33 protein-coding genes are annotated in these 26,836 nt (G+C 67.4%); 22 read left to right on the forward strand and 11 right to left on the reverse strand.

The annotated features are described in order from the left end of the window. Positions 1-8: 8 nt before the first annotated feature. The 6 genes from FNZ56_RS06100 (at position 9) to FNZ56_RS06125 (ending at position 5,043) form a co-directional block, all read left to right on the forward strand. Positions 9-284, forward strand: a complete 276-nt coding sequence (locus FNZ56_RS06100; RefSeq protein WP_143878982.1) for a hypothetical protein — start codon at positions 9-11, stop codon at positions 282-284. Between the two features lie 2 nt (positions 285-286). After that, the gene (locus FNZ56_RS06105) at positions 287-811 is read left to right on the forward strand and encodes a GNAT family N-acetyltransferase (RefSeq protein ID WP_143878983.1); all 525 of its coding nucleotides are present in this window, start codon (positions 287-289) and stop codon (positions 809-811) included. Between the two features lie 24 nt (positions 812-835). Further along, positions 836-1,159 (forward strand): non-heme iron oxygenase ferredoxin subunit, encoded by a 324-nt coding sequence (locus tag FNZ56_RS06110; protein ID WP_143878984.1) that lies wholly within the window; start codon positions 836-838, stop codon positions 1,157-1,159. Positions 1,160-1,278: 119 nt separating this feature from the next. After that, positions 1,279-3,594, forward strand: coding sequence for a catecholate siderophore receptor Fiu (locus FNZ56_RS06115; protein ID WP_143878985.1), 2,316 nt, complete (start codon positions 1,279-1,281; stop codon positions 3,592-3,594). 65 nt (positions 3,595-3,659) lie between these two features. Next, complete coding sequence (locus FNZ56_RS06120) at positions 3,660-4,337, forward strand: Fe2+-dependent dioxygenase (protein WP_143878986.1); 678 nt, start codon at positions 3,660-3,662, stop codon at positions 4,335-4,337. 40 nt (positions 4,338-4,377) lie between these two features. Beyond that, a complete protein-coding gene (locus FNZ56_RS06125; RefSeq protein WP_143878987.1) occupies positions 4,378-5,043 on the forward strand; it encodes a PepSY-associated TM helix domain-containing protein in 666 nt (221 codons plus the stop codon). On the opposite strand, the gene FNZ56_RS06130 is transcribed toward FNZ56_RS06125, so the two are convergent. The 4 genes from FNZ56_RS06130 to FNZ56_RS06145 form a co-directional block, all read right to left on the reverse strand. Beyond that, complete coding sequence (locus FNZ56_RS06130) at positions 5,040-5,633, reverse strand: HutD/Ves family protein (RefSeq protein WP_143878988.1); 594 nt, start codon at positions 5,631-5,633, stop codon at positions 5,040-5,042. The genes FNZ56_RS06125 and FNZ56_RS06130 overlap by 4 nt on opposite strands. 27 nt (positions 5,634-5,660) lie before the next feature. Next, positions 5,661-6,074 carry a type II toxin-antitoxin system HicB family antitoxin gene (locus FNZ56_RS06135; RefSeq protein WP_143878989.1) on the reverse strand — a complete coding sequence of 138 codons (414 nt, stop codon included), beginning with the start codon at positions 6,072-6,074 and terminating at the stop codon, positions 5,661-5,663. A gap of 20 nt (positions 6,075-6,094) precedes the next feature. Continuing rightward, the gene (locus FNZ56_RS06140) at positions 6,095-6,280 is read right to left on the reverse strand and encodes a type II toxin-antitoxin system HicA family toxin (protein WP_143878990.1); all 186 of its coding nucleotides are present in this window, start codon (positions 6,278-6,280) and stop codon (positions 6,095-6,097) included. Between the two features lie 99 nt (positions 6,281-6,379). Continuing rightward, the gene (locus FNZ56_RS06145) at positions 6,380-6,697 is read right to left on the reverse strand and encodes a ComEA family DNA-binding protein (protein WP_143878991.1); all 318 of its coding nucleotides are present in this window, start codon (positions 6,695-6,697) and stop codon (positions 6,380-6,382) included. A gap of 195 nt (positions 6,698-6,892) precedes the next feature. Between FNZ56_RS06145 and FNZ56_RS06150 the strand changes: the two genes are divergently transcribed. Beyond that, a complete protein-coding gene (locus FNZ56_RS06150; protein WP_143878992.1) occupies positions 6,893-8,383 on the forward strand; it encodes a M20 family metallopeptidase in 1,491 nt (496 codons plus the stop codon). Positions 8,384-8,460: 77 nt separating this feature from the next. After that, positions 8,461-8,715, forward strand: a complete 255-nt coding sequence (locus FNZ56_RS06155) for a GlsB/YeaQ/YmgE family stress response membrane protein (protein ID WP_143878993.1) — start codon at positions 8,461-8,463, stop codon at positions 8,713-8,715. A 154-nt stretch (positions 8,716-8,869) separates the two neighbouring features. Here FNZ56_RS06155 and FNZ56_RS06160 read toward each other — a convergent pair whose 3' ends face one another. Further along, the gene (locus FNZ56_RS06160; RefSeq protein ID WP_143878994.1) at positions 8,870-10,276 is read right to left on the reverse strand and encodes a mannose-1-phosphate guanylyltransferase/mannose-6-phosphate isomerase; all 1,407 of its coding nucleotides are present in this window, start codon (positions 10,274-10,276) and stop codon (positions 8,870-8,872) included. A gap of 68 nt (positions 10,277-10,344) precedes the next feature. Between FNZ56_RS06160 and FNZ56_RS06165 the strand changes: the two genes are divergently transcribed. The 3 genes from FNZ56_RS06165 (at position 10,345) to FNZ56_RS06175 (ending at position 12,578) form a co-directional block, all read left to right on the forward strand. After that, positions 10,345-11,340 (forward strand): aminoglycoside phosphotransferase family protein, encoded by a 996-nt coding sequence (locus FNZ56_RS06165; protein ID WP_143878995.1) that lies wholly within the window; start codon positions 10,345-10,347, stop codon positions 11,338-11,340. Continuing rightward, positions 11,337-12,089 carry an N-acetylmuramate alpha-1-phosphate uridylyltransferase MurU gene (gene murU, locus FNZ56_RS06170; protein WP_143878996.1) on the forward strand — a complete coding sequence of 251 codons (753 nt, stop codon included), beginning with the start codon at positions 11,337-11,339 and terminating at the stop codon, positions 12,087-12,089. The genes FNZ56_RS06165 and murU overlap by 4 nt, the downstream gene beginning before the upstream one ends. A 156-nt stretch (positions 12,090-12,245) precedes the next feature. Beyond that, on the forward strand, positions 12,246-12,578 hold the full coding sequence (locus FNZ56_RS06175; protein WP_143878997.1) for a GIY-YIG nuclease family protein: 333 nt from the start codon (positions 12,246-12,248) through the stop codon (positions 12,576-12,578). A gap of 25 nt (positions 12,579-12,603) precedes the next feature. On the opposite strand, the gene hda is transcribed toward FNZ56_RS06175, so the two are convergent. The 3 genes from hda to FNZ56_RS06190 are packed head-to-tail and all read right to left on the reverse strand — an operon-like array spanning position 12,604 to position 15,559. Beyond that, positions 12,604-13,323, reverse strand: a complete 720-nt coding sequence (gene hda, locus FNZ56_RS06180) for a DnaA regulatory inactivator Hda (RefSeq protein WP_281286187.1) — start codon at positions 13,321-13,323, stop codon at positions 12,604-12,606. Continuing rightward, positions 13,320-14,486: an AI-2E family transporter gene (locus tag FNZ56_RS06185; RefSeq protein WP_143878998.1), complete on the reverse strand. Its 1,167-nt coding sequence runs from the start codon at positions 14,484-14,486 to the stop codon at positions 13,320-13,322. The genes hda and FNZ56_RS06185 overlap by 4 nt, the downstream gene beginning before the upstream one ends. Further along, complete coding sequence (locus FNZ56_RS06190) at positions 14,486-15,559, reverse strand: DUF2066 domain-containing protein (protein ID WP_143878999.1); 1,074 nt, start codon at positions 15,557-15,559, stop codon at positions 14,486-14,488. The genes FNZ56_RS06185 and FNZ56_RS06190 overlap by 1 nt, the downstream gene beginning before the upstream one ends. Before the next feature lie 118 nt (positions 15,560-15,677). On the opposite strand from FNZ56_RS06190, the gene purM reads away from it, so the two are divergent. The 6 genes from purM to FNZ56_RS06220 are packed head-to-tail and all read left to right on the forward strand — an operon-like array spanning position 15,678 to position 20,295. Further along, positions 15,678-16,721 carry a phosphoribosylformylglycinamidine cyclo-ligase gene (gene purM, locus FNZ56_RS06195; protein ID WP_143879000.1) on the forward strand — a complete coding sequence of 348 codons (1,044 nt, stop codon included), beginning with the start codon at positions 15,678-15,680 and terminating at the stop codon, positions 16,719-16,721. Between the two features lie 3 nt (positions 16,722-16,724). Then, complete coding sequence (locus tag FNZ56_RS06200) at positions 16,725-17,789, forward strand: PHB depolymerase family esterase (protein WP_143879001.1); 1,065 nt, start codon at positions 16,725-16,727, stop codon at positions 17,787-17,789. Between the two features lie 28 nt (positions 17,790-17,817). Beyond that, a complete protein-coding gene (locus tag FNZ56_RS06205) occupies positions 17,818-18,123 on the forward strand; it encodes a hypothetical protein (protein WP_143879002.1) in 306 nt (101 codons plus the stop codon). A gap of 6 nt (positions 18,124-18,129) precedes the next feature. Beyond that, on the forward strand, positions 18,130-18,807 hold the full coding sequence (purN, locus tag FNZ56_RS06210; protein WP_143879003.1) for a phosphoribosylglycinamide formyltransferase: 678 nt from the start codon (positions 18,130-18,132) through the stop codon (positions 18,805-18,807). Next, positions 18,804-19,571, forward strand: a complete 768-nt coding sequence (locus FNZ56_RS06215) for a DUF3108 domain-containing protein (RefSeq protein ID WP_143879004.1) — start codon at positions 18,804-18,806, stop codon at positions 19,569-19,571. The genes purN and FNZ56_RS06215 overlap by 4 nt, the downstream gene beginning before the upstream one ends. A gap of 34 nt (positions 19,572-19,605) precedes the next feature. Next, positions 19,606-20,295 (forward strand): DUF3108 domain-containing protein, encoded by a 690-nt coding sequence (locus tag FNZ56_RS06220; RefSeq protein WP_143879005.1) that lies wholly within the window; start codon positions 19,606-19,608, stop codon positions 20,293-20,295. A gap of 12 nt (positions 20,296-20,307) precedes the next feature. Here the strand turns inward: FNZ56_RS06220 and murA are convergent, their stop codons facing one another. The 3 genes from murA to FNZ56_RS06235 all read right to left on the reverse strand — a co-directional run bounded on the left by murA (position 20,308) and on the right by FNZ56_RS06235 (position 23,410). Then, positions 20,308-21,564 (reverse strand): UDP-N-acetylglucosamine 1-carboxyvinyltransferase, encoded by a 1,257-nt coding sequence (gene murA, locus FNZ56_RS06225; protein WP_143879006.1) that lies wholly within the window; start codon positions 21,562-21,564, stop codon positions 20,308-20,310. Between the two features lie 14 nt (positions 21,565-21,578). Further along, complete coding sequence (locus FNZ56_RS06230) at positions 21,579-23,003, reverse strand: DUF4034 domain-containing protein (RefSeq protein ID WP_185970812.1); 1,425 nt, start codon at positions 23,001-23,003, stop codon at positions 21,579-21,581. Between the two features lie 173 nt (positions 23,004-23,176). Further along, positions 23,177-23,410, reverse strand: coding sequence for a BolA family protein (locus tag FNZ56_RS06235; protein ID WP_143879008.1), 234 nt, complete (start codon positions 23,408-23,410; stop codon positions 23,177-23,179). Positions 23,411-23,472: 62 nt separating this feature from the next. On the opposite strand from FNZ56_RS06235, the gene FNZ56_RS06240 reads away from it, so the two are divergent. From FNZ56_RS06240 to lptB, 5 genes are read left to right on the forward strand one after another with little or no spacing between them, the layout of a single operon-like run. After that, entirely contained in the window at positions 23,473-24,468 is a 996-nt protein-coding gene (locus FNZ56_RS06240) for a KpsF/GutQ family sugar-phosphate isomerase (RefSeq protein WP_143879009.1), read from the forward strand. Next, complete coding sequence (locus tag FNZ56_RS06245; protein ID WP_143879010.1) at positions 24,468-25,025, forward strand: KdsC family phosphatase; 558 nt, start codon at positions 24,468-24,470, stop codon at positions 25,023-25,025. Before FNZ56_RS06240 ends, FNZ56_RS06245 begins: the two co-directional genes overlap by 1 nt. After that, on the forward strand, positions 25,022-25,591 hold the full coding sequence (lptC, locus tag FNZ56_RS06250) for an LPS export ABC transporter periplasmic protein LptC (protein WP_143879011.1): 570 nt from the start codon (positions 25,022-25,024) through the stop codon (positions 25,589-25,591). Before FNZ56_RS06245 ends, lptC begins: the two co-directional genes overlap by 4 nt. Beyond that, positions 25,572-26,081: a lipopolysaccharide transport periplasmic protein LptA gene (gene lptA / locus FNZ56_RS06255; protein WP_143879012.1), complete on the forward strand. Its 510-nt coding sequence runs from the start codon at positions 25,572-25,574 to the stop codon at positions 26,079-26,081. The genes lptC and lptA overlap by 20 nt, the downstream gene beginning before the upstream one ends. Beyond that, positions 26,081-26,800, forward strand: coding sequence for an LPS export ABC transporter ATP-binding protein (gene lptB / locus FNZ56_RS06260; protein WP_143879013.1), 720 nt, complete (start codon positions 26,081-26,083; stop codon positions 26,798-26,800). Before lptA ends, lptB begins: the two co-directional genes overlap by 1 nt. The last annotated feature ends 36 nt before the right edge of the window (positions 26,801-26,836 follow it).

Consider the following 26,836-nt stretch of genomic DNA (forward strand, 5'->3'; position numbering starts at 1 on the left):
GGGATGCCATGACCGACCAGTCCGAAACGAGCGCGCTCCTGCGCGAGATCCGCGACAACCAGCGCATCCAGCTCGAGCGCCAGGCCGAAGCGCTGGACATGCAACGCCGCCAGTTCGAAATGGCGAACAAGCAATTCGAGCGCGCCGAACGCCTGCAAGGCCGTGCCGAGGCGATCCAGGGGCGCGCCGCCACCACGATCAAGATGATCGTCTGGATCGCGGTGCCATTGTTGCTGCTGCTGATCGTGCTTTTGCTTCTTCCCCACTTCATGCACCGGTACTAGGCATGGAGACGATCGTTTTCCGCGATGCGGTCGAAGCCGACATTCCCGCGCTGGTCGCGCTGGTGACCTCGGCGTACCGCGGCGACGCCAGCCGCGCCGGCTGGACCACCGAGGCCGACCTGCTCGACGGCAACCGGATCGATCCCGAGGTGTTGCGTGGCGATATCCTGCGCGCCGACAGCCGCATCCTGCTCGCTGAACGCGGTGGCGAAACGCTCGGTTGCGCGCATGTCTGCATCGAAGACGGCGCCGGCTATTTCGGGATGTTCGCGATCCGTCCGGACCTGCAGGGCGCAGGGCTGGGCAAGCTGTTGCTGGCCGAAGCCGAGCGCGTGGTGCGCGAGGACTGGAAGCTGCCGGCGATGCGCATGACCGTGATCGACGTGCGCGACGAGCTTATCGCCTACTACGAACGCCGCGGTTACCGCCGCACCGGGATCAAGAAGCCATTCCCCGCAACCGATCCGCGTTTCGGCATTCCCCTTCGCAACGACCTGCGTTTCGAAGTGTTGGAGAAAAACCTGTGAGGGTTGGGCTTTGAGGAACATGCCGTGAGCGAGCGCTGGCTGCGCGCTTGCGCGATCGGCGAACTGCTGCCCGGTGAATCGACGGTGGCCTGGGACGGCGACGCGCCGATACTGGTCGTGAACATCGACGGCGATTGCTACGCGCTCGACGACCGTTGCACGCACGAGGATTTCGAACTGTCGGCCGGCGCGTTCGATCCCGGTTCCGCGACCATCGAGTGCGTGCTGCATGGCTCCAGGTTCGACGTGCGCGACGGCCGCGCGCTCAACCCCCCGGCCTACGCGCCGGTGCGGACCTACAAAACGAAGATCGAAGACGACTCGGTCTGGGTCCGGATCGACGACTGACCCGCCGGCCCAGGGCTGGGGTATCTGCTCGATTTCCAGTTGCGAATAATTCGCATTTGCGATTGAATATGCCGGTCAGCCCGAGCTCGAACGCCAGGGCCCCCACCAAGACCGAGCCCATGTCGCACATCAAGAGCAGGAAACACGGCTGCAATCCCTTCCCGATCCGTAGTCCCCTCGGCATCGCCACGCTGCTGACCGGCAGCATGCTCGCCCTCCCGGCGGCCGCGCAGGTGGCTGCCCCGGACGGTGCTTCCGACAAGGCCCGGACCCTGGACACGATCACCGTCGAAGGCGTGCGCCTGAAACCGTCGGCCTCGTCGTCGAAGTACACGCAGCCGCTGCAGGACACGCCGCAAACCATCCAGGTCATCAGCAGCGACCTGTTCAACGCGCAGGGCGCGACCACGCTGACCGACGCCCTGCGCAACACTCCGGGCGTGGGCACGTTCTACGCGGGCGAGAACGGCAACACCAGCACCGGCGACGCGATCTACATGCGTGGTTTCGACACCTCCAACAGCGTCTTCGTCGACGGCATCCGCGACCTCGGCAGCATTTCGCGCGATGTGTTCAACATCGAACAGGTGGAAGTGCTGAAGGGCCCGGCCGGCACCGACACCGGTCGCTCCGCCCCGACTGGCGCGATCAACCTTGTCAGCAAGGAGGCGCGGCTGGCGGAAGCGGTTTCCGGCACGATTTCCGCCGGGACCGAAGGCCAGAAGCGCGGGACCGCGGACTGGAGCCAGATGCTGGGCGAAACCTCCGCGCTGCGCCTCAACGCGATGTGGCAGGACAGCGACGTCCCCGGCCGCGACCACGTCAACAACAGCCGTTGGGGCGTTGCGCCATCGCTCGGCTTCGGCCTCGACACCGACACCCGCTTCTGGATCGACCTGCTTTACGTGAAGCAGGACAACGTGCCGGACGGCTTCGTGCCGACCATCGGCCTGCCGGGCTGGGAACCGCAGGCGGGCATGGAAAACCTCGCCGGCCACCCGGTCGATCCGGAGAACTTCTACGGCACCCGCGCCGACCACGACAACGTGACCGCACAGATGGCGACGTTGCGCTTCGAGCACGATTTCACCGGCACGCTGAGGCTGAGCAACATCGCGCGCTGGGGCAAGACCGAGCAGGATTACCTGCTGACCTCGTTCATGGGCACCAACGCGAACACGGTGTGCGCTGACCCGGCCGACCTCTCGACCTGCACGCTCGCGCGCAGCAACCCGACCCTGAAGGCGGTCGAGAACAAGATCCTCACCGACCAGTTGAACCTGCGCGCGGATTTCGCCACCGGCGGCGTCGGGCACAACCTCAGCGCCGGCCTCGAGTTCGCCCGCGAAGAGCAATTCTCGCCCACGGTCGTGGTCACCAATGGCAGCGCGTGGACGCCGGCCAACCTGTACGACCCGGACTGGAACGCCACCGGCCTGACCTGGGCGCGCAACGGTGCGCATTCCCGCGGCGAGACGACCACCGCGTCGGCCTATCTGTTCGACACGCTGAAGTTCGGCGAGCGTTTCCTGCTCACCGCCGGCCTCCGCCTCGACCACTACACGACCGATTACACGGCGAATGCGGTTTGCACCACCGCGACCCCGGTGCCCCGCGGCGGCGTCGCCTGCCCGACCGGAACCGCCAACGGAACCATCGTTTCCACCGCCGACTTCAGCGATTCTGACAACTTGCTCAACTGGAAGCTCGGCGCCGTGTTCAAGCCGATCGAGGACGTCAGCCTGTACGCGGACTACGCGATCTCGCAGCAACCGCCGGGCGGCGCGAACTTCCAGCTCAGCGATGCGGCGAACAGCGCCAACAACACCGCCTACGATCCGCAGGAAGCGAAGACCTTCGAGGTCGGCGCCAAATGGTCGCTGCTCCGGGACGCGCTGGCCCTGGACCTGTCGCTGTTCGACACCACGGTAAGCAACGAAGTCATCAGCGACGGTGCCGGCGGCTACTACCAGCAGGGCGAGAAGCGGGTGAAGGGCGTCGAACTCTCGGCGGTCGGCAACATCACCGACGACTGGTCGGTCTCGACCGGATATACCCACCAGGATGCCGAAGTGTCGGAAGGTCCGTCCATCGCTTCCGATGGTTCGCCGAACCTGACCTATACGCCGGGCGACGCCTTCACCGGCTGGACCACCTACCGGCTGCCGTTCGGCCTGACCGTCGGCGGCGGCGTCCGCTACACCGAGGGAATGCATCGCGGCACGGATGGCGCGGTGGGCACCCCAACGTTCACCAAGTCGTGGACGGTGTGGGACGCGATCGTGTCGTATGCGGTCAACGACTCCCTGACCCTGCGCCTCAATGCCTACAACCTGTTCGACAAGCAATACGTGGCCGCGATCAACAAGAGCGGCTATCGCTACACGCCGGGCCAGCCGCGCAGCTTCATGCTGAGCGCGGACTTCCGGTTCTGAGTCGGGCACACTGCCTGGCTGCGGGAATCCGCTTTCCCGCAGTCGGTCGCGTACGGAGCCACCACATGTTGCTGCACATCCCCGGCATTCTTGATACCGCGCAAGCGGCGCGGATGCGGCAGCGGCTGGAAAGCGCGCAGTGGACCGACGGCCGCGAGACCGTCGGCGCGCAGGGCGCGCAGGTCAAGCGCAACCTGCAGTTGCCGGACGCGTCGCCGTTGCGCGCGGAGCTCGCCGCGGAAGTGCTGGCCGCGCTCGCAGCCAACCCGCTCTACCACGCGGCGGTGCTGCCGGCGAAGACCATGCCGCCGCGGTTCAACCGCTACGAAGGCGGTGGCGAATACGGCATGCACGTCGACGGCGCGGCGATGTCGCTCGGCGACGGCGAATGGTTGCGCAGCGACGTATCGTGCACGTTGTTCCTCGCCGACCCCGACAGCTACGACGGCGGCGAACTGATCGTCAGCGATACCTACGGCGATCACGAGGTGAAGCTTCCGGCCGGCGATCTGATCGTCTATCCGTCGGACAGCCTGCACCGGGTCGAACCGGTGACGCGCGGCGCGAGGCTCGCGGCGTTCTTCTGGGTCCAGAGCCTGGTGCGCGACGCGCAACGCCGGCGCCTGCTGCTGGAACTCGACGGCGGCATCCAGCAACTCACCGCGTCGGGAGGCGAGCGCGAAGCGCTGCTGCGCCTGACCGGCGTGTACCACAACCTGCTGCGGCAATGGGCCGAGACCTGAGCGCCCCGCCGTTCCATTCGCAACCTTCGACGACGAACCGATGAATCCCAACGCCAATGCCGGCAAGCGCGGTCCCGCGATCTTCAGCCACCACAAGACTTATCGCTGGATCCGGCAGATCCATCTCTGGATCGGCGCCTGGGGCGCGCTCGCCGCGGTGCTCTACGGCTCCACCGGGCTGGTGCTCAACCACCGCATGGGCGAGAACGCCTGGCCGCAGGGCGACAGCCGCGATGCCGGCGCGACGACGTTGCAGATCCCGGCCGAGGCGCGCACGAGTCCCGAACAACTCTCGCTGTGGCTGCAGCAGGCGCAGCATCTCGACGTGCAATCGATCCGCAAGGGCGGCCCCGGAGGTCGCGGCGGCGAGCGTGGCGGCGATGCCAGGCAACCGCCGAAGTGGAATCTTTCCGGCGGCACCGCCGCCGATTCCTGGCAGCTCGAATACACGCCCGGCAGCGACAGCGCCGAATTGAAACGCAATCACCAGAGTTTCCTCGCCGCGATCAACCGCCTGCACAAGACCGTCGGCGGCGGCATCGGCTGGCGCGTGCTGGCCGACAGCTTCGCCATCGCGATGGTGCTGCTCGGCCTGTCCGGCATCTGGATGTGGGCGCGCGGCCGCAGCTATCGGCAGATGCTGCTGAGCGTGTTCTGCGCCTCGTCGGCCGCGTTTTTGCTGGTGGTGATTCCGGCGTTGCTCTAGCCGGATCGAGGTTGCAATCGAATCAGCAGGACTTCGCCGGCGCCATCCAGCACGTGGCGCACACGTTCTTCGCCTGCGTGCAAGATCGCGGTATCGCCCGCTTCCAACCGGCCCAGGCCGGAAGCATCGGCGAAGCGCGCTTCGCCCGCCAGCAAATGCACGGCCCAGGTTTCGCCGGCATCAACGAACAGCACCATGGTGCCCACCAGCGGCCGGTGCCAGAGCTGGGCATCGAGGCGCTCGCGCCGCCACATCAGGTTGAAGTCGTGGGTCGTGCCGTCGACCAGTTCGCCGCGCAACCTGCGTTCGCCGGCGAAACGCAGGCGATCATGCGGCGGATGCAATTCCTGCGTTTCGCCATCGTCGAACACCAGCCGCACGCCGTTGCCGGAGAGCAGCACCAGTTCGCGCTCGACACCGGGGAATGCGGAGAACTCCGCGTCGCGCTCGATCTCGGCGATCGACAGGCGCCAGTCCCAGTCGTCGGCATCCGGGAACCGTGCGATTTCGCGCGTCCAGCCGAGGCCGTTCTTCCAGCGCACGCGCTGGTATTCATTGGCGGGAATCACCCGGGATCGCGTTTCGCCCATGCGGCGAGTGTAGGCCCGGGCGTGTGGTCAGGCGACCGAGAGTTCCAACTGCCGGCCCATGGCCTGCAATGCCGCGGCGATGGTGTCGATCTTGGTCGCGTGGTGGATGTCGACGATGCGGTTGACCGCCTGCGGGCTGGTGTCGAGCCTGCGCGCCAGTTCGGCCGCGGTGAGTCCGCTGTCGATCATCTGGTTCAGCAGCAGCACCTTGGCCGCAACGCTCGCCGCGACCGGCACTAGCACCTCGCCGCGCCGCGACTTCGAAGCGAGCGGTACCTTGCGGCGATCCTCGAAATAGAAATCCATCGCAGTGACCAGCGCGTCGCGCGCCATGGCTTCGGCCTGCCTGCGGCTGCGCCCCGAGGTCAATGCCTCGGGAATGTCGCGGAACGTCACGAGGAACGAAGCGCCATCGGCCCGGATTTTCGCTGGATAGAACATGTCGCCTCCGTCGTTCCCGACTACCGCTTCGGAATCGCAATGCCGAGTTGCCCGAGAATCGCCTTCCGCAAGCCTTCCCCGATTTCACCTGAATGCCGCGGCAGGGTCGATTGCCGGCCCCGGTAGTACAGCTTGGTGTGCCGCCCGCCTTCTTCGAAACGCACGCCGCGCACGGCCAGCCACCGCCTGAACTCCGCGTATTTCATGACGTGGCGCCGTGGAGCGAGATTATAAACATTTTTGTGTAAACAAAAACTCCCGGCCGCATCGCTGCAGCCGGGAGCCCGCTGCCATCCGCCGTGTGATCAGCGCTTCGCCATCGCGGCCGGCTTGGCGGCCGGCGCCGTGGCGCGCGCCGGCGCGACGAGGATGCGATCGCGGTTCTTTTCCACGGTCTTGAGGCCGATGCCCTTGACCATGGCCAGCTCCTCGGGGCTGCGGAAGGCGCCGTGCTGCTTGCGGTAGTCGACGATGGCCTGCGCCTTGGCCGGGCCGACGTTGAGCAGCACGCGGTCGATGGTCGCGGCATCGGCGGTGTTGAGGTTGACCTTGTCGGCGGCGAAGGCGCTGCCGGCGATGGCCAGGGAAAGCAGCAGGGCGGAACAGGCGGTCTTGAGGTTCATGGCGGTTCTCCGTGTCGGTGGGTGGGTCCGGACGCGAACGCCGCGTCGGTGGAGACACTGTCCGCCGATGGCCTCGGCCGTCCCATCGCCCGACCAGCCATCCGGCGCCGGAAGCCGCCGCACCGGATGCTCGGAAAAGCCCGATCCGGGGCAGGCGCTAGAATTGCGGTACGAACTCCGCAGGAACGCTTCCACATGGATGCCAAGCAGCTGCAGCAGCACATCGACCGGGCCTGGGACGACGACATCGTCCCGCAGCTGGTCGAGTACATCCGCATTCCGAACAAGTCGCCGATGTTCGACGCCGACTGGGTGAAGAACGGGCACATGGAACGCGCGGTGCAGCAGCTCGCGGGCTGGGCGCAAAAGCGTTCGATCCCGGGCCTGGAGCTGGAGATCGTGCGTCTCGAAAACCGCACGCCGCTGATCTTCATCGAGATCCCGGCCGCGAACGGCGGCAGCGACGACGATTGCGTGCTGCTCTACGGCCACCTCGACAAGCAGCCGGAAATGACCGGCTGGGACCAAGGCCTCGGCCCCTGGGAGCCGGTGCTGAAGGGCGACAAGCTCTACGGTCGCGGCGGCGCCGACGACGGTTACGCGATCTTCGGCTCGCTCGCCGCGATCGAGGCGCTGCAGGCGCAGGGCATCGCCCACGCGCGCTGCGTGGTGCTGATCGAAGCCTGCGAGGAATCCGGCAGCTACGACCTTCCCGCTTACGTCGACCATCTTGCGGATCGCATCGGCAAGCCATCGCTGGTGGTGTGCCTGGATTCGGGCTGCGGCAATTACGAACAGTTGTGGTGCACGACCTCGCTGCGCGGACTCGCCGGCGGCAACCTCAGCGTGCAGGTGCTGGAGGAAGGCGTGCATTCGGGCGATGCCTCCGGCATCGTGCCCTCGAGCTTCCGCCTGCTGCGGCAACTGCTCTCGCGCATCGAGGACCAGGACACCGGGCGAATCCTCGTCGACGGCCTGCATGTCGAGATTCCCGCCGACCGCCTCGCGCAGGCGAAGAAGGTCGCGGACGTGCTCGGCGACGAGGTCTACGACAAGTTCCCGTTCCTGCCCGGCATGACGCCGATGAACGCGGACCTGACCGAACTGGTGCTCAACCGCACCTGGCGACCGGCGCTGTCGATCACCGGCGTCGACGGCATCCCGCCGCTGGCCTCGGCCGGCAACGTGCTGCGTCCCTTCACCTCGGTGAAGCTGTCGCTGCGGCTGCCGCCCACGCTGGAAGGCAAGCGCGGTGGCGAACTGTTGCAGGAAGCACTGCTGCACGATCCGCCCAATGGCGCGAAAGTAACGCTGTCGCTGGAAAAGGCTTCGACCGGCTGGAACGCGCCGGCGCTCGCGCCATGGCTGGAACGCGCGATTGCAGATGCGAGCGAAGCGTTCTTCGGCAAACCGGCGATGTACATGGGCGAAGGCGGCACCATTCCGTTCATGGGCATGCTCGGCGAGAAGTTCCCCGGCGCGCAGTTCATGATCACCGGCGTGCTCGGCCCGCATTCCAACGCGCACGGCCCGAACGAGTTCCTGCACATCCCGATGGGCAAGCGCGTCACCGCATGCGTCGCCCGCGTCGTCGCCGAGCACCAGGCCGCCAGCGCGCGCGGCGAGACCCGCGGGGTCGCGGCGGTGGCCGGCGGCCACGACCACGGCGACCACGGCTGCTGCTGAGCCCTTCCCCGCCGGCCGGCGCGGCTTGCTAGGATGCCGGCGCGGTATCCACCAACCACAGACCGGAGGGGAATGGCATGGGCGGCATCCTGTATACGATCCTGATCGGCGCCGTGATCGGCGTGCTGGCGCGCTTCTTCAAGCCGGGCGCGGATCCGATGGGCTGGATCCTGACGATCATCCTCGGCATCGCCGGCGCCTGGGCCGGCGGCTACGTCGCCGGCGCGCTGGGCATCAGCAGCGGCATCCTCGGCTTCGTCGTTTCCATCGTGTGCGCGATCGTGCTGTTGTTCCTGTACGAAATGGTCCGCGCCAAGACCGCGAAGCGGTAAGCCGGAACCACATGTCGCTCGACATGGAACGCCCCGCGCACGCGGGGCGTTTTCTTTTTTGCGCGACACGCTCTGTAGAAGCGGCTTTAGCCGCGACAAACACTTGCGCTTCGGGTCGCGGCTAAAGCCGCTCCTGCAGGGATATCGACGGGAATCAGCCCGCGCGGCCGTAAACGTCGTCGTAGCGGACGATGTCGTCCTCGCCGAGGTAGTCGCCCGACTGCACTTCGATCAATTCGAGCATGTCGGTGCCGGGATTCTCCAGCCGGTGCTTCGCGCCGATCGGGATGTAGGTCGACTGGTTGGCGAACAGTTCGAACACATCGTTGTCGCGGGTGACGCGCGCGGTGCCGCGGACCACGATCCAGTGCTCGGCACGGCGGGTGTGCGACTGCAGTGAGAGCCGCGCGCCCGGCTTCACCTTGATCCGCTTCACCTGGAAGCCGTCGCCGACATCGACCGAGTCGTAGCTGCCCCAGGGCCGGTGCACTTCGCGATGCAGCGCGGCCTGCGAACGACGATCCGATTTCAGCTTCGCCACCACGTCCTTGACCTGCTGCACGCGATCCTTGCGCGCGACCAGCACCGCATCGTCGGTCTCGACCACGACCAGGTTGTCGACGCCGACCAGCGCGACCAGCCGTTGCGCGTAGGCGTAGCTGTCGCGCGAATCCACCGAGATCACGTCGCCGTGGTGGGCGTTGCCCTCGCCGTCCTGTTCGCTCACCTCCCACAGCGCCGACCACGAACCGACGTCGTTCCAGCCGATGTCCACCGGCAGCACGCAAGCAACCTCGGTCTTCTCCATCACCGCGTAGTCGATGGAATCGGAGGGACAGGCCGCGAACGCCTCCTTGTCGAGACGCACGAAATCGCCGTCGCGCTTCGCCGATTCGAATGCGCGCGTCGTCGCCTCGAGGATGTCGGGGCGGAACTTGCGCAATTCGTCGAGGTAGCGCGAGGCGCGGAACAGGAACATGCCGCTGTTCCAGTAGTAGCCGCCTTCGTCGAGATAGCGTTGCGCGGTATCTGTATCGGGCTTCTCGACGAAACGCAGCACCTTGCGCACGCCTTCCCCATCGCTCGCATGGATATAGCCGAAGCCGGTTTCCGGCGCGTTCGGCACGATGCCGAAGGTCACCAATGCACCCTGCTCCGCCGCCGACGATGCGGCCTGCACCGCGGCGCAGAACGCATCGGCGTCGCGCACCACGTGGTCGGACGGCAGCACCAGCAGCAGCGGTTCGTCGCCCGCGGCCATGGCCTGCAACGCGGCCGCGGCAATCGCCGGCGCGGTATTGCGACCGACCGGTTCCAGCACGATGGCGGGATCGGAAACACCGACCAGGCGCAACTGCTCGGCAGCGAGGAAGCGGTGTTCCTCGTTCGCGACCACGATGGGTGGTGAAGGGGCGATGGGCGCGACCCGCCGCCACGTGGCCTGCAGCATGCTGTCCTCGCCGGCCAGCGGCAGGAACTGCTTCGGATAGGCCTCGCGCGACAGCGGCCACAGCCGCGTGCCCGAACCGCCGGAAAGCAACACCGCCTGCAATCGGGCCACGTCCACCTCGCCGTCGTCGTGGTCGCAGTTTAACCTGTCGCACCAGACGACCAGCTTCGGGACACCGGATGACCGCGAACGACGACGCCCGCGCCGAAGCGCGCCTGGCCTGGGCCCGCGCCGCGTCGGGGGATGCGAATACCACGCTGGAACGCGCGTCGATGGACGCCGGCTTCCGCAGTTACTGGCGCAGCAGCGGCACGCCGTCGCGCGTTGTCATGGATTCGCCGCCGGACAAGGAAGACGTGCGGCCGTGGTTGCGCATCCGCGACCTGCTCGACGCCGGCGGCGTGCGTGTGCCGCAGGTGCTGGCGCGCGATGTCGAAGCCGGCTTCCTCTTGCTCGAGGACCTGGGTGCGAATACCTATTTGCACCTGATCGACGAATCGAACGCCGATGCGCTGTTCGACGGCGCGGTGTCGCAATTGCTGAAGCTGCAGGCGATTCCGGCGCCGGCGGATTTCCCGGCCTACGACGAAGCCCTGCTCGCGCGCGAACTGCGCCTGTTCGACGAATGGTTCTGCGGCCGCCACCTCGGCATGACGCTGGATTGCGGCGATCTCGAAACATTGGACGGCGCGTACCGTATTCTGATCGACGCGGCGCTGGCGCAGCCGCAGGTGTTGGTGCATCGCGATTTCATGCCGCGCAACCTCATGCCCGCGGACGACGGCCCCGCGGTACTCGATTTCCAGGATGCGGTGCGCGGGCCCATCGCCTACGACGCGCTCAGCCTGTTCAAGGATGCATTCCTCAGCTGGCCGGAGGAACGCGTGGACGAATGGCTCGCGCGTTACCACCAGCGCGCGCACGCAGCAGGATTGCCGGTGCCGGAACTCGCGCGCTTCCGCCGCGACGCCGACCTGATCGGCGTGCAGCGGCACCTGAAGGTGATCGGCATCTTCGCGCGCCTCAACCATCGCGACGGCAAGCCGAAATACCTCGCCGACGCGCCGCGTTTCTTCGCCTACCTCGACGCGGTGCTGCCGAAATACCCGGAGTTCACGCCGCTGCAGCGCTTCATCGAAGCGAAGGTGAAACCGGCGATGGCGGCGCAGTCGTGAGAGCACTGATCTTCGCCGCGGGCCTCGGCGAGCGCATGCGCCCGCTCACGGACACCACGCCGAAGCCGCTGCTACGCGCCGGCGGCAAGCCGCTGATCGAATGGCATCTGGAAAAGCTGGCCGCGATCGGCATTCACGAAGTGGTGGTCAACACGTCGTGGCTGGCGGAACAATTTCCGCACGCGCTCGGCGACGGCAGCCGCTGGGGCATCGATCTGCATTGCATCTACGAAGGCTCAACGCCGTTGGAAACCGGCGGCGGCATGTGGAATGCCCTGCCCTTCCTGCGCGACGGCGACGAAGCCTTCATCGCGGTGAACGGCGACGTCTGGACCGATTACGACTTCTCGCTTCTGCCGGATGAACCGGCCGGCGACGCGCACCTGGTGCTGGTCGACAACCCGCCGCAGCATCCGCGCGGGGATTTCGCTCTGCATTACCCTCTCCCCGCGAGCGGGGAGAGGGTGGCGAAGCCGGGTGAGGGGCAAATCGGCGAAGTCGCTTCCGATGGCGATTCGAAGCTCACTTTCTCCGGCATCGGCGTGTACCGACCCTCGTTGTTCGACGATTGGCGCGAAATCATCGGCGATGCGCCCGGCGCCGACGAAACCCCGCCGCGCTTCAAGCTCGCGCCGCTGCTGCGCGCGGCCATGGCGCGCGGCGCTGTGGCCGGCGAACACCATCGTGGCAAATGGACGGACGTGGGCACGCCGGAGCGGTTGGCGGAGTTGGATGCGAGCTTGAAGTAGCGGAACCACGTCGCGAGTCATCAGGCACCCACATTGTCATCCTGAGGCGAAGCCGAAGGACCTGCTGTTGCTCCTTGAAACACCGCGACAACATCCGATCTGCGTATCAGAGATCGCCCGCTTCCTCTTCGCGTGCTTTCCGCATGAACTGCGGACATGGAACGCACTTACTTCGTCTACATCCTTTCCAGCAGGTCGCGGAACCTGTATGTAGGCGTCACTGGCGACCTCGCCAGACGGATGTGGGAACACCGCACGCACGCTGTTCCCGGCCACACCGCCCGCTACCGGATCAATCGCCTCGTCCATTTCGAAACCACTGCCGACCCAGCGAGTGCCATTGCACGCGAGAAGCAAATCAAGGGCTGGCTGCGATCCCGAAAGATCGCATTGATCGAACGGTCGAACCCGACTTGGGACGATCTTGCGGAAGGATGGTTCGCGGATTCTGCATCCGGAAAAGCAGGTCCTTCGCTGCGCTCAGGATGACGACCCGGAGCGCTCTGGATGACGGCTAACTTGTACCAAGCACTTCCCGCAAAAACGGCACGGTGATGCGGCGTTGCGCCGCGAGCGATGCGCGATCCAGACGATCCAGCAATGCCGTGAGGCCGGCGAGGTCGCGACCGGCGCGGCGCAGCAGCCAGTCGATGGCCGCGTCATCGAAGGCCACGCCACGATGCCGCGCACGCAGGCGCAACACTTCGCGGCGGTCGTCGTCGTCCAGCGGCGACAACGCGATGCGATGGCATTGCGACAGCCGCGACACCAGGTCCGGCAGTACGAACCCCAGTTCCGCCGGCGCCGCGCTTGCGGCGTAGAACAGCGCCACGCCTTCGGCACGCGTGCGGTTGTGCAGGTCGAACAACGCGACTTCGTCCTCGCGTTCGCCGGCGATGGCTTCGAGCCCGTCCACCGCGACGAGGTCGCGGCCCGCGAGCAGTTCCAGCGCATCGCGCAGGCGCCCGCGCAGCGATTCCAGCGGCAGGTAGGCGACGCTGCGACCGAGCGCATCCGCGCCCGCGCAGGTCGCGCGCAGCAGGTGACTCTTGCCCGTGCCGTGCGCGCCTTCGACGTAGATCGCATCGCTCGATTCGCCGCGCGCCAGCGCGCGCAACTGCGCCAGCGCCGCCGGAGGAGCGGCGACGAAGGTATCGAAGCGCTGGTCGGGCGGCATGCGCAATTCCAGCGCGAGTTGCGCATGGCCGCGTGGTGCGTCGTCGCTGGGGCTCACGCCGGCGGTGGATCCTGCGGTGGCGGCGTCGCGGTTTCGATCATCACCGGCGGCGCGGCCTCGACCGGCACCGGCTGCTCGCCCTGGTAGATGCGGCTGGCGCGATAGCGTTCCACCGCGTAGTGCAGCAGCACGTTCGTCACCGCCGCCACCGGCAGCGCGAGCAGCATGCCGAGGAAACCGAACAGTTGCCCACCCGCGAGCACGGCGAAGATCACCGCGACCGGATGCAGGCCGATGCGGTCGCCGACGAGCTTGGGCGTGAGGAAATAGCTCTCGATCACCTGGCCGACGCCGAACACCGCGAGCACGCCGAGCAGGTGCGGCCAGTCGCCGTACTGCACCAGCGCGGCGATGCCGCCGAACACGACCACGGTGGCCGGACCGAGGTAGGGCACGAAGGTGAGCGCGCCGGCGAGCACGCCGATCAGCACGCCCAGGTCCAGGCCCACTGCCCACAGGCCGATGCCGTAGAGCACGCCGAGGATCAGCATCACCAGGAACTGCCCGCGCAGGAACGCGCCGAGCACGTCGCTCGAGGCCTGCGCCAGCCGCGATACCGTCGCCTCGTGGTCGCGCGGCACCAGCGCGGCGATGCGTTCGACGAACAGATCCCAGTCGCGCAGGAAGAAGAACGTCAGCACCGGCAGCAACACCACGTTGGCGACCACGCCGAGCAGCGCGAAGCCGGAACGCGACAGGTAGCCGAGCACGGTCTTCGCCATGCCGCCGGCCTGTTGCCAGTGCGAACGCACCAGTTCGATCAGGCGTTCCGGATCCAGCCATGCGAGCAGTTGCAGGCCGGTACGTCGTTCCAGCCATGGCAGCACCGTACCGACCAGCCAGTCGCGATAGCGCGGCAACGATTGCACCAGGGTCACGATCTGGCGTTCGAGCAGCGGCAACAGCAGCAACAGGGCCAGTACCAGCACCAGCATCATGCCGCCGAACACCAGCAGCACCGCCACGTTGCGCGACAGGCCGCGGCGTTCGATGCGGTCCACCAGCGGATCGCCGAGCCAGCCGAGCAGCGCGGCGAACACGAATGGCGATAGCACCGGCGCCAGCAGCCACAGCAGCCAGCCGGCGAGCAGCGCCACCGCCGTCCATTGCAGGCGGCGGTAGAAGCGCGCGATCTCGTGCAGCGGCGTGGCGTCGGACATCAGCGCAGGCGGAACACCGGCGGCGCGCCGTCGACGGTATCGGCGGGTTCCAGCGCATCGCCGGCGAGGCGGCGGAAACCGGCGAGTCCGGTGGTCAGGTCGAGCTGCACGTCAAGCGTGCCCGGCATCGCGTGGACTGGTCGGAAGCCGCGCACCACCGACACCTTCTGCAGCAACGCGGACAGGCGGATGTAGTCGTCGCCGTTGTCGATGCCGGCGAAGCTCACGGTGTAGCTGCCCGGGCTGCCGACGCCCGGCCCGCCGCGCTTCGCATAGCGTTTCACCAGCGCATCGGCGGCGCCGTCCGCGCCCGAGGCCATCGCCCGGCGCGCATCGCCGTCGTCGTCGCTCCAGCGCGAGAGCACGCGCCCGCCATCGACCAGGGTCCAGTCCGCGTGCCAGCCCGCGCCCTTGCGCGAAAGCTTGCCGATCAACTGCATCGGCGGGTTGTAGCGGCTGGAAATGCGCGCGATCGCGGCGGTGTCGCCGCGCCAGATCGCGCCCGCGGCGGCCTGTTCGGCGGCATTGCCCGCGGGCAGGCCGAGTTTGTAGCCGCGCGCCTTGGCACGGTCGAGGATGGAACGCGCCGCATTCGCCTGCGACAACCCGACCAGGCGCGGGCCGCTGCCGTCGTCGATGGCGAGCCACAGCACCGGCTTGGGCCGCGGTTCCGGCCATACCGGCAGGCCGAGGTCGCTGGCCATCTCCTGCACCTTGGCCGGATCGAAATGCACCACCAGCGTGGTGCCGAAGGTCGGCGCGCCGGTGCTGGCGGAAACGCCCTCGTCCTGGCGGTAGTCGTAATCGTCGACATAATCCGCGGCGCGCTTCAGCTCGGCGGAAACGCCCGGTTGGGCGGCGACGCCCTGGCCTCCGGAGAGGTTGTTCAGCACCTGTACCAGCGCGCGTGCGAACGCGGAATTGCGTTCGGCGGTGTTCTGGCTGTTCACCGGCACTTCCGCGTCGAACGGGCCGCTGGCGCGGGCGCGATCGCCCTCCACGCGCTGCGCGTACGCGCTTCCGGCGGCGAGCAGCCCGGCCAGGAGACAGGTCCAGCGGATCGAACTGCGCATTCGGCATCCTGCACTGCGGTGACGGTGGAATGGTGCCGCAGGCGGGCCAGCGCGTCCATGCGCGGCGCCCGCGCAGGCTAAAATCGCGGTTTCCCGACGCCTTCCGCCGCGAGGCCCCATGTCCCATCCCCCCGCCTCCGCCGGCCTGACCTACCGCGACGCCGGCGTCGACATCGACGCGGGCAATGCCGTCGTCGAGCGCATCAAGCCGCTGGTCAAGCGGACGATGCGCCCGGAAGTGCTGGGCGGCGTCGGCCTGTTCGGCGGGCTGTTCGACCTCGCCGGCCGCTTCCGGGAGCCGGTGCTGGTCTCCGGCACCGATGGCGTCGGCACCAAGCTCATCCTCGCCAAGCAGCTGAACCGCCACGACAGCATCGGCCAGGACCTGGTGGCGATGTGCGTGAACGACGTTCTGGTGCAGGGCGCCGAGCCGCTGTTCTTCCTCGACTACTTCGCCACCGGCAAGCTCGATGTCGAAACCACGGTGCAAGTCGTTGCCGGCATCGCCAAGGGTTGCGAAATCGCCGGCTGCGCGCTGATCGGCGGCGAGACCGCGGAAATGCCCGACATGTACCCGCCGGGCGAATACGACCTGGCCGGTTTCACCGTCGGTGCGGTGGAGAAATCGAAACTCATCGATTCCAGCAAGGTGCGCGAAGGCGACGTGCTCGTCGGCATCGCCTCCAGCGGGCCGCATTCCAACGGTTATTCGCTTGTTCGCAAGATATTGGAACGCGCGGGCAACCCGTTGGACCTCGACCTCGGCGGCGTGAAACTCGCCGATGCGCTGATGGAACCCACGCGCATCTACGTCAAGCCGGTGCTGGAACTGCTGGCCAAGCACGACATCCACGCGATGGCCCACGTCACCGGCGGCGCGCTGGTGGAGAAGATCATCCGCGTGGTACCGAAGGAATTCGGCCTCGAGATCGATACCTCGTCGTGGCCGCTGCCGGCGGTGTTCGACTGGCTGCAGCGCGAAGGTAACGTCGCGCGCGAGGAGATGTGGCGCACCTTCAACTGCGGCATCGGCTTAGTGCTGATGGTGTCGCCGAACGATGCTTCCGCGGTCGAATCCGACCTCGGTCGCCTCGCGCTGGCGCACTGGCGCATCGGCCGGGTGACGAAAGCCGGCGACGGCGAACGATTGAAGATCGGTTGAATCATGAAGCCTCGCGTCCTCGCATCCATTGCTGCGTCGCTACTCGCTTGTTCGGCGACGACGCCTGCCGCGGAGCCGGTCCGGATCACGCCGACCGATCCGTCCCCGTTGTCTTCCACGGAAAAACTGATCGAGCGACAGCTCAGCCCGCTCGACGCCAGCCAGGTGTTGCGAAGGATTCACGACCTCGGCGCGGCCGATGCGCTCGGCTTGCAGGATCCCTCCGCCGAAAAACTGCTGGTCCGCCTTCCTGCCAAGCCCGGCCCGGATGGGCGCTATGGCGTTCTGATCTTCATGGATCCGCGGCCGAAGGCCCGCATGGATCCGCAATTGAACAACGTGCTCGATGGGTCGGGACTGATCTGGATCAGCCCGGACAACGCCGGCGACGACGCCAATGAGCTCGAACGCCGCATCCCCCTTGCGCTGCTTGCATACGAATACGCCCGCCGGACGTACGACCTGGATCCGGACCGGGTTTACCTGGCGGGATCGGCGGGCGGATCCCGGCTCGCGCAGCGCCTGCTGTTCACGTATCCCGATGTTTTCACGGGCGCCATCGTCAATTCGGGGGCCGCGGAACTCGGTACCCGCGGCCTGCCGGTTCCAGCCGCCCCCTTGCTGGAACGACTGCGCACGCATTCGCGAATCGCATTCGCCACCGCGAAGCACGACCAGCCGGCGTTCTCCGAACAGCAGCGCGCTCTCAAGTCCATGCGCGCCTACTGCGTGCCGGTCGCACGCACCTTCGACAACGGTCATACAGTCGCCGGCCATGCATCGCTCACCCCGGTACTCCTGTTCGATGCCTTGAAGACCTTCGAGGCACCGCGCACCACGGGCCCCGACGAAGCCTGCGCGCAAACACTGCGGCAGCACGCACTCGCCGAACTGGCACGGATCCGGCAAATGGATGCCGGAGGCGACCACGCGGCGGCCCTCAACGCCCTGGTGGACTTCGACCATGCCTACGGCCGCCTCTTGCCCGATGAGGAGATCGCGCTCGCCAGGCAACTGAAACCGGAGTTCTTCGGGTCGCCCGGACCAGTGCCGCAAACAGCGCCTTGAACACCACGATGCGCCCGACGCTCCGCGCATGCTGATCGGCGTCCGCCTGTCCGACCTCGGTCGCCGCAGCCGCTGGCTGCTGGCGATCGCGAGCCTGCTGTTCTTCATCGCGCTGGCCGCGACGTTCCTCATTCCGCAATCGGTGCTGTGGATGCTGCGGGCGTGGCTGCTCGCGATCCTGTTCCTCGGCGCTTACTGGCTGTCGTTCCTCGCCGACCTGCGCGGCCGCCTCGGCACGTGGCAACTCGCGCTGGCCACCCTGTTCGGCCTGCTCGCGTGGATCCTGGTGGTGGCGATGTTGCTGCTGTGGCCACAACTTCTGATGGGCGCTTGATCCAGCATGACTTCGCTCCTACCCCGCATCGCCGTGCTCGCCTCGGGCCGCGGCAGCAACCTGCAGGCCATCCTCGACGCGATCGCGGACGGCAAGCTCGATGCCGAAGTCGTCGGTGTGTTCTCCGACAAACCGGATTGCGAAGCCTTGTTGCGCGTGCCTGAGGCGAAGCGCTGGTCGCGGGATGCCGCGGATTACGCGACGCGCGCCGATTTCGACGCCGACCTCGCCGACGCGGTGGCGGCGGCGCATCCAGACTGGATCGTCTGCGCCGGCTACATGCGCATCCTCGGCGACGGCTTCGTCGCGCGCTTCGCCGGGCGCACGCTCAACATCCATCCCTCGCTGCTGCCGAAACATCGCGGCCTGCGCACGCATGCGCGCGCGCTCAAGGCCGGCGACGTCGAACATGGCGCCAGCGTGCATTTCGTCGTACCCGAACTCGATGCCGGCGCGGTGGTCGCGCAGGCGGTCGTTCCGGTGCTGGAAGGCGATTCGGCCGACGATCTGGCGCAACGCGTGCTGGCGCGCGAACACCCGCTGCTGCTGGCGACTTTGCGCCTCGCGGTCGCCGGCCGCCTGGCTGAACGCGACGGCCGCGCGTGGCTGGATGGTCACCCCTTGTTCAAGCCGCTGTACCTATCGTCCGCCGACGATTTCATCGAACCCACGCGCCATCCATGACGCGCCTCCATGCCATTTCCTGCGCCGCGCTGGTTGCGGCGATGTCCGCGGCCCTGCCCGCGGGCGAAGCCGCGGCACAAGAACAGTTGTCGCCGACGACCGAAGCGCCGCCCGCACCGACGCCGGTGCTGCGCCCGTTCGTGGCGCAATACCAGGTGTCCAACCACGGCAATTCGCTCGGTACCGCGACCATGCAGGTGGTCGCGCTCGACGATGGGCGCTGGCGCGTGGACCTGGCGATGAAGGGCGGCGGCCTGCTGCGCGTCGCCGGGCTCAACGTCGAGCAGAGCACGGTGTTCGACGTGGTCGACGGCCGCTATCGTCCACTCGGCCAGAGCACGGTCAAGCGCGTGTTCCTCAGCAAGCGGCGCACGACCGGCGGCTACGACTGGGCGAAGCGCACGGCGCAATGGACCGGCGACGTCAAGGACACGCGGCGTGCGCCGGTGCCGTTGCAGGACGGCGACATGAGCGGCCTGCTGATCAACCTCGCGATCATCCGTGACGCCACGCCGGGCGCGACCCTGCATTACCGCTTCGTCGACGACGGCCGCGCGCGGCCCCAGGACTACGCCGTGGCCGCGCAGACACAGGCCATTCAGGTCGGAGACCTCAGTTTCGACGCGCTGCGGGTCGACCGCAGCAATGCCGGCAGCGAACAGACCAGCGTCTGGGTCGCCCCCGGCGTGCCGACGCCGTTGCGCATGCTGCAGAGCGAAGGCGGCGAAACCGGGCTCGACCTGGTCCTCGTCGGCTACCAGTGACGCGAACACAACGATTCGAACAGGAAACGACACCATGACCGACCGCACCGCTCTCCGCCTGTTGCCGCTGCTGCTCGCCGCGGCCGGCATCGCGTCGGCAGCCACGCCGGCGATGAAGCCCTACTCCGCCGATTACGACGCCAGCTACATGGGCATGCACGGCACCGGCCACATGACCCTGTCGCAGCAGGGCGGCGGCCGCTGGGTGTATTCGCTGCGCATCGGCAGTTCCCTCGCGCAGCTGTCGCAGAGCACCGTGTTCGACGTGGCCGGCGGCGCCTTGCGCCCCTTGTCCGGCACCGATTCGTCGGTGCTGCTGGTCAAGCGCGTGACCAAGCAGGCCAGCTACGACTGGAAGGCGGGCCAGGCCAGCTGGAGCGGCGACGTGAAGCCGGACCGCGCGGGCCCGATCGCGTTGCAGGCCGGCGACGTCGACGCGATGCTGCTCAACCTCGCGCTTCCGCGCGACGTGGCCGCGGGCCAGCCGCTGCATTACCGCATGGTCGACGACGGCCGCGCCAAGACCGTGAACTGCACCGCTTCCGGCAAGGAATCGCTGGATGTCGGCGGCAAGCCACTGCAGGCGACCAAGGTGAGCTGCGAACTCGGCGCCGACAAGCAGATCCTGCTGTGGGTGGTGGACGGCATGCCGTTCCCGGCGCGCATCCTTCAGCGCAAGGACGGCAAGGACGATATCGACCTGCGGCTCGGCAAGGCCGCCTGACCGCATCGATCATCAATCGATGCGCCGGATCCTCGCTCCGAGCGCGGACAGCTTGGCTTCGATCCGCTCGTAGCCGCGGTCGAGGTGGTAGATGCGGTCGATGACGGTTTCGCCATCGGCGACGAGGCCGGCGAGGATCAGCGACGCCGAGGCGCGCAAATCGGTCGCCATCACCGGCGCGCCACCCAGTTTGTCCACGCCGCGCACGACCGCGGTATGGCCGTCGACGCGGATGTCGGCGCCCAGGCGCAGCAGTTCCTGCACGTGCATGAAGCGGTTTTCGAAGATCGTTTCGTTGATCACGCCCACGCCGTCGGCGATGCAGTCCAGCGCCATGAACTGCGCCTGCATGTCGGTGGGGAATGCCGGGTGCGGCGCGGTGGTGATGTTGACCGCGCGCGGGCGCCGGCCGTGCATGTCGAGCGCGATGCGATCGCGGTCGATGGAAATCTCCGCGCCGGATTCGCGCAGCTTGTCGAGCACCGCGTCCATCGTGTCCGGGCGCGCGTGGGTGGCGACGATGCTGCCGCCGGTCATCGCCGCGGCGACGAGGAAGGTGCCGGTTTCGATGCGATCGGCGATGACCGCATGCGTGCCGCCGTGCAGGCGCTCCACGCCCTCGACCACGATCCGCGGCGTGCCCGCGCCCTCGATCCTCGCGCCTAGTGCGCGCAGGCATTCGGCGAGGTCGACGATTTCCGGTTCCATCGCCGCGTTCTCGAGCACCGTGGTGCCTTCGGCAAGGGTCGCGGCCATCAGCACGTTCTCGGTGGCGCCGACGCTGACCATTTCGAACACGTGGTGCGCGCCCTGCAAACGTCCCTTCACGCTGGCCTTGATGAAGCCGTGCTCGACGTCGATCCTGGCGCCAAGCGCCTGCAGGCCCTTGATGTGCAGGTCGACCGGGCGCGAGCCGATCGCGCAGCCGCCCGGCAGCGAGACTTCGGCATCGCCGAACTTCGCCAGCAGCGGGCCGAGCACCAGCACCGAGGCGCGCATGGTCTTGACCAGTTCGTAGGGCGCGACGTGGCTGTCCACACTGCGCGGGTCGACGGTCATCGCGTCGCCCGCGTGCTCGACGCCGGCGCCGAGGCCCTGCAGCAGCTTCGCGGTGGTGACCACGTCGTGCAGGTGCGGCACGTTGTCGATGCGCACCGGCGCGTCGGCGAGCAGGGTCGCGCACAGGATCGGCAGCACGGCGTTCTTGGCGCCGGAGATGCGCACCTCGCCGCGAAGCGGGCCGTTGCCGGTGACGACGATCTTCTGCATGTCGATTCCGTGGATTAATGCTTGGTTTTCTGTGGCGGCGATTGCATTTGCCGAATAACTCCCTCGAGCCATTCGGCCTGCCGCGCCTGCCAATCATCGCTGCGGTCGACCTTCGCCAGCACGGTCTTGATCATGGCGACATCAAAGGGCTGGTGCGTGATCATGCGCCGCTGCAAGTCGAGGATCCAGCCGCGGCCGTCATTCGGATATTCGTGCAGGAGCTGGTCGATGTAGGGCTTTGCCTTCGCACGCGCGGTTTGGTCCTTGGCATCGGCGAACAGCCACATCTCGGCAACTTCGCGCAATGATGCTTGGCGTTGCCTCGGGTCCTCGATCGCGGCGGCGTATTCGCGATCGGCTTCCGGGTAGCGATTCGATCCGTAATACCCGGCCCCTGCCACGTAATGTGCAAAACCGCTGCCCGGCTCCCTTTCGAGGCTCCGGAGCGAATATTTCAAACTCCATTCCCATTCATGCCGGTGCATCAGGTGCCAGGCAAGTTCGCGCAAAGCCCACGGACTCCCACCGTCGAACCTCGCGTCCTGCAGCAGGTAGGCAAGCGCCTTCCAGCCATCCGGTTCGGCGTCGGACAACTTGCCGGCGACATTGGCCGCGTCTTCCAGCGCACCTTCATCGCTGCCGATTGCGATCGCCGTCTCAAGCACGTCGAGCGTCGTTTTGGTGTACTGGTCGTCGAGGACGAGCATGTCCCCCCGATCCGCGAAAGGCTTCGCCATCTGCACCCCAAGTTGCGGCCGCCGCGCCACCGATGCGGACAACTTGTTGGTGTAAGCCAACATCTGTTCGTAACTGCCGCCCCAACGCGGTTCCAGCGAAATGAGAATCTGCGTCGCCAGTTCGGGGCATGCCGGATCCCATTTCTCCGCGCCACGGATGCCTTCCTCCACGAGTTCGTCGCGGGAATCCATTCGGCCCATGTCGATCATCCCGGTATAAGCCGGCATCAATCTCGGGTTGATCGAAATCGCCTTCTCGAAATACGGAATCGCCTGACCGACCAATTCACTCATGCGCCGCAAGTCTTCCCTGGGCGTCTCGGATACGTACTGCCCCCCACGCGCCCGCCACGCCTCGCCGTTGTAATAAGCGCCTCTCGCGAGGTTGGCGTAAGCGCTGTTCGGCGCCTGCTGGAGCCATGCCGTCGTGATTCGGTCGATCCTTTCCAGGTTGTCCCGATTGGTCAGCAGGTAATTGAAGGTGTCGTGGATGTCGTCGCTGAAATCGTCCTGCGAGAAATGCCGGGCCACGCCCTCGTCGAATAATGCCTCGAGTTGAGCCATTTCCTTGCGTTCGACCATGCCTGCGATCTCGTCGAGCGTCGGACGCTTGACGCCGAAATGGTGTCGACAATGCGCAGCGGCGTGGCCCGCCGGCCATTTGTTGCCGGGGATGTCCGGGAACGCGAGGCAACGTTGCAAGGGATCGGCGATGCGCTCGGCCGCACGGGCCTGGACCAGGTAATCGCGCCACGGCGCGGGCGCATCCTTGAACGTCTCGGCCGCGGCGCGATCCGGGATCGCGGGCGGTTCGGCCGCGAACGCGCCCGCGCATGCCGCGAGCAGCAGGCAGGCCAGGCCCGTGGATTTCCGCATCAGGCGCCAGCCTCGTCCGGCGTCTGCGTGCGCAGCGCGAGCGCGTGGATTTCGCCGCCCATCAGTTCGCCGAGGGTCGCATAGACCATGCGATGCCGGGCCAACGGCAACTTGCCGCGGAACGCCTCGCTGACCACCAGCGCCTCGAAGTGCACGCCGTCCTCGCCCTGCACCTCGACCCGTGCATCGGGCAGGCCGGCTTCGATCAGGGCACGGATGCGGTCTGCGTTCATCGCGGCGGCCACCGGGGCGCGTAAACTGAATGCGTCAGTGTAACGGAAAGCCCCTTCGCCCCATGCCCTCCGAACGCGCGCCCGCCGCCGACTTCGATTTCGCCGCCAGCGGACGCCGCGTGCTCGCCACCGAGGTACGGGGGCTGGAAGCGATCGCGGCCCGCATCGACGGCGCGTTCAGCGACGCCTGCCGCCTGCTGCTCGCCTGCCGCGGCCGCGTGGTCTGCACCGGCATGGGCAAGTCCGGGCATGTCGCGCGCAAGATCGCGGCGACGCTGGCCTCGACCGGTACGCCCGCGTTCTACATGCATCCGGGCGAAGCCGGGCACGGCGACCTGGGCATGGTCACCGACGTCGACGCGGTGCTGGCGCTGTCCAATTCCGGCGAGACGGACGAACTGCTCATGTTGCTTCCGGTGCTGAAGCGCCAGGGCAACGCGCTGGTCGCGATGACCGGACGGCCCGATTCGACCCTCGCCCGTGAAGCGAATATCCACCTTGACGTCGGCGTGCCGGCCGAAGCCTGTCCGCTCGACCTCGCGCCGACGGCGAGCACCACCGCCGCGCTCGCGCTCGGCGATGCGCTCGCGGTCGCGCTGCTGGAAGCGCGCGGTTTCACCAGCGAGGACTTCGCGCGCTCGCATCCCGCCGGCGCGCTCGGCCGGCGGCTGCTGCTGCACATCACCGACGTGATGCATGCCGGCGACGAGGTGCCGCGCGTGCGCGAAACCGCGACGCTCAGCGAAGCGCTGGTGGAAATGAGCCGCAAGCGCCTGGGAATGACCGCGGTGGTGGATGGCGACGGTCGCCTGCTCGGCCTGTACACCGACGGCGACCTGCGCCGCACGCTGGACGATGCGACCGTCGATTTGCGCGGCACGCCGATTTCGAACGTGATGACGCGCATGCCCAAGACCATCGGCGCCGACGCGCTCGCGGTGGAGGCCGCGCAACTGATGGAAGCGCACAAGATCAATGCGCTGCTCGTGCTCGACGGCGAACGCCGCGTGGTCGGCGCGCTCAACATCCACGACCTGCTGCGCGCGCGGGTGGTGTGATGGCGACGAATACGATTCGCCCCGACTATCCCGCCGACGTGCTGGAGCGCGCCGCGCGCATCCGCGTGATCGGCTTCGATGTCGACGGCACGCTCACCGACGGTCGCCTGTTGTTCGGCGACGGTGGCGAGGAATCCAAGGCTTTCCACGTGCAGGACGGGCTCGGCATCAAACTGCTGCAGCACGCCGGGATCGAGGTCGCGCTGGTCACCGCGCGCGTCAGCGCGGTGGTCGAACGCCGCGGCCGCGAACTCGGCATCGCCCGCGTGCACACGCACACCCGCGAGAAGCTCGCCTGCTTGCAGGGCATCGCGGCGGAAATGGACATCGGCATGGACCAGGTCGCGTTCATGGGCGACGACCTGCCCGACCTCGCCACGCTGCGCGCCGCGGGCCTGGCGATCATTCCCGCGAACGCGCACGACTGGGTGAAGCCGGTGGCGCACTGGACCACGCCGCGCAACGGCGGCGAAGGCGCGGCGCGCGATGCCTGCGACCTGCTGCTGCATGCGCACGGCCGCGTCGACGCGATCCTCGCGCATGGTGAGCATCCGTGAGCGGCAACTGGCGCGTCTTCCTCACCATCGCGCTGCTGCTCGGCGCACTGGTGTCCGGCTGGTCGGTGTGGCGCAACCACGCCGCGCTGGTCGCGCCCGCGGACGACGCCGGGCGTTCCGACTACGTGCTGCACGATTACGAAATCATCGCGCTCGACAAGGACGGCAAGGAAGCCTTCACCCTGCTCGGCCCGCTGCTGCGCGAAACGCCGGGCAAGAAGACCATGGAGATGGAAACGCCGCTGTTCCTCATCCCCGATCCCAAGGGCCTGCACTGGACGGTGCAGTCGAAGAACGGCTGGGTCAGCGAGGATCGCGAGCACATCCGCCTCACCGGCAACGTGCGTGCCATCGGCCCGCGCAACCAACCGCAGCAGCCGGCGAAGATCGCCAGCCAACAGCTGAACGTTTACCCGAAGACCAAGCTCGCCACGGCGCCGGGCGCGGTGACCATCACCCAGCCCGGCTCTATACTGCGCGGCCACGGCCTTGCCGTGAACCTCGCCAACAAGCAGTACGAACTCGAATCCCAGGTCCGCGCCCGCTATGTCCGTTCGCCCCGCTAGCCTGCTGCTCGCCATCGCGCTGGGTGCGCTCTGCACCGGGCCCGCGGCCGCGCGTTCCACGGACCGCAGCCAGCCGATGGACATCCAGGCCGGACACCAGTCGGGCTCGGTCGATTACAGCCAGCCCACCACGCTCTCGGACGGCGTGAAGATCGACCAGGGCACGCTCCACATCGATGCCGACCGCGCGGTGATCTCCTTCAGGAATGGCGAGGCATCGCAGGCGGTGCTCACCGGCAACCAGGCTGTGTTGAAACAGCAGATGGACGACGGCTCGCCGATGACGGCCACCGCCGATCGCATCGATTACGACATGCTGGCGGACGTGGTCGTGCTGACCGGCAATTACACCGTGACCACCCAGCGCGGCAGCACCAGCGGCCAGCGCCTGACCTACAACCTCAAGAGCGGGCAGGTGGACAGCGGCGGCCAGGACGGCGGCCGGGTCAAGATGCGCATCCTCCCGAAGTCGCAGCGGACCCAGAACTGATGCTGGTCGCGCAGGGCTTGCGCAAGCGCTACAAATCGCGCGAGGTCGTGCGCGATTTCGGCCTGACCCTCGATGCCGGCGAAGTCGTCGGCCTGCTCGGCCCCAACGGCGCAGGCAAGACCACCTGCTTCTACATGATCGTCGGCCTGGTGCCGGCGGACGCCGGGCGCATCGAACTGCACGGCCGCGACATCACCGCCGAACCGATGTACCAGCGCGCCAAGCTCGGCGTCGGCTACCTGCCGCAGGAACCCTCGGTGTTCCGCAAGCTCAGCGTCGCCGACAACCTGCGTCTGGTGCTGGAACTGCGCCCGGACCTGGACCGCGCCGGGCGCGAACGCGAACTCGCCGGGCTGATGGACGAACTGCAGGTCGCGCACGTCGCAGACCAGATCGGCGCCAGCCTGTCCGGCGGCGAGCGGCGCCGGGTCGAGATCGCGCGCGCGCTCGCGGCGAAGCCGCAGCTGATGCTGCTGGACGAGCCCTTCGCCGGCGTCGACCCGATTTCGGTCGGCGAGATCCAGCGCATCATCCAGCACCTCAAGGATCGCGGCATCGGCGTCCTCATCACCGACCACAACGTCCGCGAAACCCTCGGCATCTGCGACCGCGCCTACATCCTCAACGAGGGCGCGGTACTGGCGCAGGGCACCCCGGACGTACTGCTGGCCGACCCGGAAGTGCGTAGGGTCTATCTCGGCGAATCCTTCCGCCTCTGAGCCCACGGGCTGGCGCGCCGGCCTAGAATGGCCCCG

The sequence above is a fragment of the Lysobacter lycopersici genome, from assembly GCF_007556775.1.
GTDB classification, from domain to species: Bacteria; Pseudomonadota; Gammaproteobacteria; order Xanthomonadales; family Xanthomonadaceae; genus Pseudoluteimonas; species Pseudoluteimonas lycopersici.